The organism is Micromonospora sp. SL1-18 (assembly GCF_047921505.1).
GTDB lineage: Bacteria > Actinomycetota > Actinomycetes > Mycobacteriales > Micromonosporaceae > Micromonospora.
Map to the genome: position 1 here is coordinate 1 of NZ_JBLROA010000140.1, position 5,065 is coordinate 5,065.

A 5,065-nucleotide genomic window follows, 5' to 3' on the forward strand; every position below is an offset into this window, starting at 1 on the left:
CGATCGGCGAGTGGTCGACGCCCAGCTCGCCGACCCCGCCCCTCAGTGCTCAGCATCAGGACAAAATGGGTGGCCTCGCCAGCCCGTTCCGCCCTACCTTTTAACTAGATCTCCTTCTCCGACGCACTCACGAGAGGACTTCACCCCGCGTGACGCCGCCTGCTTCTTAGACCTGACACCTTGTCCGTGCATTGGTCGCCGACGTCGCCGTCGGTTCCTTTCCCATGCCTTCCGTCAGGTCTTTGGAGAGATCATGTCTACGCGTCCTCATATCGTGCTGCCCTGGACCGTTGGGCGCACGCGGCTTCCCCTGCTCGCATTCGGCTGCGCCCACTGCGATTCCGACCTCGCCAGCATCGGCGACGGGAAGTTCCGCGTCATTGCCAACGGCAAACTCCTCAACATCTGGCCCCTGGTCGCCTGCGTTTCCTGCGACCGCACCAGCAAAATCACCGTTCACGATCGCGTCCCGGTCCGGCACCTGGATCCGATCCTTCTGAAGGCCTACTCCGGCAACTCCTCCCGCCGTTGGCCTGAGCCGGGGCGAGAGGCAAGGTGGCCTTGCCTCGGACTGCATCATGCGGTCCGCGCGCGGTCGCTCATGACGCGCGAACGAAGGTCAGGGCCGGCCCGATACCGGCGACGAAGGTGAACGCCCGGGGTGCATACGTCCGGACGTGCCGATGAGCGAGCACGTCGTTCCGCCCGCCCCGCCGAGAAAACCCATTGCGAGTGGCCGGCACCGGATGTCTGGTTGATCGGCCACCAATCACAGGAGGGAACATGACGCCCATGTCGCTGCCCACCCCCACGCTGCACACCACTCGCCTTAGACTGCGTCCTTTCGACGACGCGGATGCAAACGACCTCTTCGCGCTGCACAGCAACGCCTACGTGCTGCGCTACTGGGACGCGCCACCGTGGAGCGAACGCGTGCGCTCTGAGCGGTTCATCACGGCTTGCCAGCAGATGGCAGAGAGGGGCACCGGGGCGCGGCTGGCCGTGGATCGTGACTCCGACGGGGCGTTCATCGGCTGGTGCAGCCTGAACCGGTGGAATCCGGACTACCGCAGCGCGTCGCTGGGCTACTGCTTCGACGATGCAGCGTGGGGCCACGGCTACGCGACGGAGGCCGCGCGCGCTTTGCTGCGGTGGGCATTCGACACGCTGGACCTGAATCGCGTCCAGGCTGAGACCGATACACGCAACGTGGCATCTTCCCGCGTGCTGGAGAAGCTCGGGTTCGTGCGTGAAGGGACGTTGCGGGAAGACTGCATCGTGAACGGCGAGGTCTCTGACTCGTGGGTCTACGGGCTGATCAGGCGAGAGTGGCGGCCGTCGTCCGAGCCGGCGCCCGCCCGCTGAGTCCTCTCTCCCTCGCGCGACGTCGCCCGGCATCCGGGTGCTTCGCATCGCTGCGCCGAGGGGCCGGCACCGTGCACTCTCATAGCCGCGTTGAGGTAGGCACACAACCGCGGCTACTTCGCTGTCGACGGCGCCTTCATTGTTAGCCGGCTGGCCGTACGGTCACCGCGAACCGGGCCGGTGCCACGGGGAGCCGGTACCGTTCGGCCACCTCCGGGCCGCACGAGCCGCTGCCCAGTCCGGTCTGCCCGAGGTCGAGGTTCAGGTGGATCCGGTCGCCGGGGACCAGGTCCGTGGTGTGCCGGGCCGCGTCGAGCTGTTCGCTGGTCCAGCGCCGCGCGGTGAAGTCGACAACCGGGTGCCCAGTGACCAGCAGACCCGTGCCGGACCGGTCGGTGAGCCGCAGCCAGCGCGCGTCGACCCGGTTCCCGTTCTCCTGCGGGTACACGTACGGCGTCTGCAGCTCGTCGACCGTCGCCGACCAGCGGCCGACCCGGGCGGCGCAGCGGGAGTCGGGGTACGCCTCGCCCGGTCCCGGCCCGTACCAGTCCACGGTGTCCAGGTCGGCCGGTACCGCCATGCGCAGCCCGAGGCGGGGCAGCGGCACGGGCGGCCAGTCGCCGTCCGGGGCCACCGCGACCTGCAGGCCGACCGCGTCGGCGTCGGCGGTCCACCGGTATGTCACCAGCAGGCCGACCTGCTGCTGGGCCGCCGCGACCCGGGTACGTACCACCACCGCGTCGTCGGCGTAGGTCAACGCCACCAGCCGGTGGTGCATCCGGTGCAGGCCCAGCTCGCGCCACTGCTCGGCGAAGCGGACACCGCGTCGCGAGCCGCAGTCGTTGTCGGTGACCGCCCGCCACACGTCCAGCCTCGGCCCGTCGACCGGCAGCCCGAACAGCTCGACCAGCGTGCCGCGCGCCGGGTCGAACACCGCCGGTCCGAGCATGACCCCGCCGCCGCCGCCGCCGCCGCCGACCGTGCCGCGGTCCGTGCCGGGGCCGCCGCCCGTACCGTGACGCGGGCGCGAACCACTCGGCCAGGCGTCGCTCGGCAGCGGTGCCGGCCGGACCGGCAGCTGGCCCCAGGCGACCACGTGCCCGGCCTGCGCCCACGGCCAGTCTCCGACCAGCACCGCGCGCACGGTCAGCCAGGTCTCGCCGCTGGTCCGCGGCAGCTGCGGTAGGTCGAGGTCGGCGTGCCCGCCGGGCGGTAGCTGCGGCACCGGCAGCTCGCCGTCGGCGACGGCGTGGCCCTCCTCTTCCAGCACCCAGGTGAAGCGCAGGTGGTCCAGTTCCCGGTGGTCGTACCGGTTGGTGACCCGCAGTGTGCCGCTGCCGTCCGGGCCGGCCTCGATCCGGACCGGCTCGACGACCTTGGCGAACTCGGTCAGCCCGGGTGAGGGCGTACGGTCCGGGAAGACCAGCCCGTCGACGACGAAGTTGCCGTCGTGCAGTTCCTCGCCGAAGTCGCCGCCGTAGGCGAAGAACTCCCGACCGTCCGAGGTGCGCTGCCGGATGCCGTGGTCGAGCCACTCCCAGACGAAGCCGCCCTGGCAGCGCTCGTACTGCTCGAACACCCGCTGGTAGTCGGCGAGCCCGCCCGGGCCGTTGCCCATGGCGTGCGCGTACTCGCACAGGATCAGGGGCATGGCCCGGCGCCGCGCGTCCAGGCCCGGGTCGCTGGTCGGCGCCTCCTCCCGGCGGCCGATCCGGGCGACCTCGTCGACCGGCGGGTACATCAGGCTGTACACGTCGGTCCACCGGCAGTCCCGGTCGCCCTCGTAGTGCAGCGGCCGGTCCGGGTCGCGCTCGCGGGCGTACTGCGCCATAGCGCCGTGGTTGGTACCGACGCCGGCCTCGTTGCCCAGCGACCACATCACCACGCACGGGTGGTTCTTGTCCCGCTCGACCATGCGGCGCATCCGGTCGACCAGCGCGTCGCGCCAGGCCGGGTCGTCGCACGGGTTGCCCCGCCAGTCGAACCACTGGAAGCCGTGCGTCTCCAGGTCGCACTCGTCGACTACCCAAAACCCCATCTCGTCGCAGAGGTCGAGCAGCAGCGGGTGCGGCGGGTAGTGGCTGGTCCGGATGGCGTTGACGTTGTGCCGCTTCATCAGCTCCAGTTCGGCGCGCACCGTCTCCGGCGGCACCACCCGGCCCAGGTCGGGGTGGAACTCGTGCCGGTTCACCCCGCGGAACTGGATGCGCTGGCCGTTGGCGGTCAGCACGCCGTCCACGATCGCCACCGTCCGGAACCCGATCCGGACACGGACGCGTTCCGTCGCCGTGGCGACCACGGCGTCGTACAGGTCCGGGGTCTCCGGGGTCCACGGGCGCACGCCGCCGAGCACGTGCTCGGTGTTCACCGCCGCGTCGACCAGGCCCAGGTCGGGCACGGTCAGCGTGGCGTCGGCGGTGGTGTCCACCCGTAGCGTGCCGGTGCCGATGCGGTGGTCGTAGCCGGCGTGCACGAACAGGTCCGGTACCCCGCCGGCCGGGCGGGCCAGCAGGGTCACCTCGCGGAAGATCCCGGGCAGCCACCACATGTCCTGGTCCTCGAGGTAGCTGCCGGACGACCACTGGTGCACGCGTACCGCGAGGACGTTCTCCGCGCCCGGGCGCAGTACGCCGGTCACGTCGAACTCGGCCGGCAGCCGGCTGCCCCGGGTCACGCCCAGCTCGTGGCCGTTGAGCCAGACCCGGGCGCACGAGTCCACCCCGTCGAAGCGCAGCACGGCCGGTACGTTGGCCCAGTTCGCCGGCACGGTGAACCGCCGCCGGTGGTCGCCGGTCGGGTTGTCGGTCGGCACGTGCGGCGGCTCGACCGGGAACGGGTACACCACGTTCGTGTATGCCGGTCGCCCGTGCCCATGCATCGGCCAGCTCGACGGTACCGGCAGGTCGAGCCAGCCGGAGTCGTCGAAGTCCGGGGCCCAGCAGCCGTCGGGTGCCCCGGCGACGGTGTCGGACAGGTGGAACCGCCAGGTGCCGGTCAGGTCGATGCAGGGTGCGTCGGAGCGGAACCAGGCCCGGGCCGGTAGCGCTCCGTGGCCGGGTCCGGGGTCCTCGTAGTACGGCAGCGTCACGTCGTGTCCTCGCCTCGCGTCTCGCCTCCGGACATGATCTTGGATAATCGTTTCACTCCAGCTCAGGAGGGTCAACCTTCGACCTGGCGCACGGGGTCGGCGCGACGCCGGTGACTTGTCACCCCTCGTCCGGCCGGTATCGCTTCGAGCCGGAACCGGCCCGGCGGCAGGCCCGTGTACCCGTGGAACAGCCGGCCGAAGTACTCCCGGCGCATAGCCCACCCGCCGGTCCACCGCCGCGATCGGCAGGCCCATGCCGGCCAGCCGGTCCTTGGCCCGGCTCAGCCGGGCCCGGACCGGGAACTCCTTCGGGCCGCAGCCGGCCGACCGGCGCACCTGCGCGCGCAGCGCCGCCGTAGTGGTACCCAGCCAGCGGGCGTGCTCCGCTACGCTCAACGGCAGGTGCGCGTCGCGGCGCAGCACGGCCAACAGGGCCGCCGCCGCTCGTCGGCACCGCTGCACCAGGCTGCCGCGATCCGGGCGAACGACCGGCGTGCCGGTGCCGCGTCGGGCAGCGGCGCCGTCCTTCGGACGGTGTGATGTCGAGAACTGGTGACTGGCTCCGTCCCTGTGGTGAACGTGACCAGAATGGGTCGCACCAGCACCGAGGAG

Annotated in this window: 3 protein-coding genes; 2 read left to right on the top strand and 1 reads right to left on the bottom strand. The window is 71.2% G+C overall.

From position 1 onward, the window contains the following. Positions 1–253 precede the first annotated feature (253 nt). Positions 254–652 carry a DUF1062 domain-containing protein gene (locus ACNAW0_RS29920; protein ID WP_416291394.1) on the top strand — a complete coding sequence of 133 codons (399 nt, stop codon included), beginning with the start codon at positions 254–256 and terminating at the stop codon, positions 650–652. A 131-nt stretch (positions 653–783) separates the two neighbouring features. Then, a complete protein-coding gene (locus tag ACNAW0_RS29925) occupies positions 784–1,365 on the top strand; it encodes a GNAT family N-acetyltransferase (protein ID WP_416291395.1) in 582 nt (193 codons plus the stop codon). 142 nt (positions 1,366–1,507) lie between these two features. On the opposite strand, the gene ACNAW0_RS29930 is transcribed toward ACNAW0_RS29925, so the two are convergent. Next, a complete protein-coding gene (locus ACNAW0_RS29930) occupies positions 1,508–4,453 on the bottom strand; it encodes a glycoside hydrolase family 2 TIM barrel-domain containing protein (protein WP_416291396.1) in 2,946 nt (981 codons plus the stop codon). Between the last annotated feature and the right edge of the window lie 612 nt (positions 4,454–5,065).

Coding starts and splice junctions, on each gene's coding strand:
- ACNAW0_RS29920 (WP_416291394.1), top strand. CDS start 254: ATGTCTACGCGTCCTCATATCGTGCTGCCCTGGACCGTTGGGCGCACG.
- ACNAW0_RS29925 (WP_416291395.1), top strand. CDS start 784: ATGACGCCCATGTCGCTGCCCACCCCCACGCTGCACACCACTCGCCTT.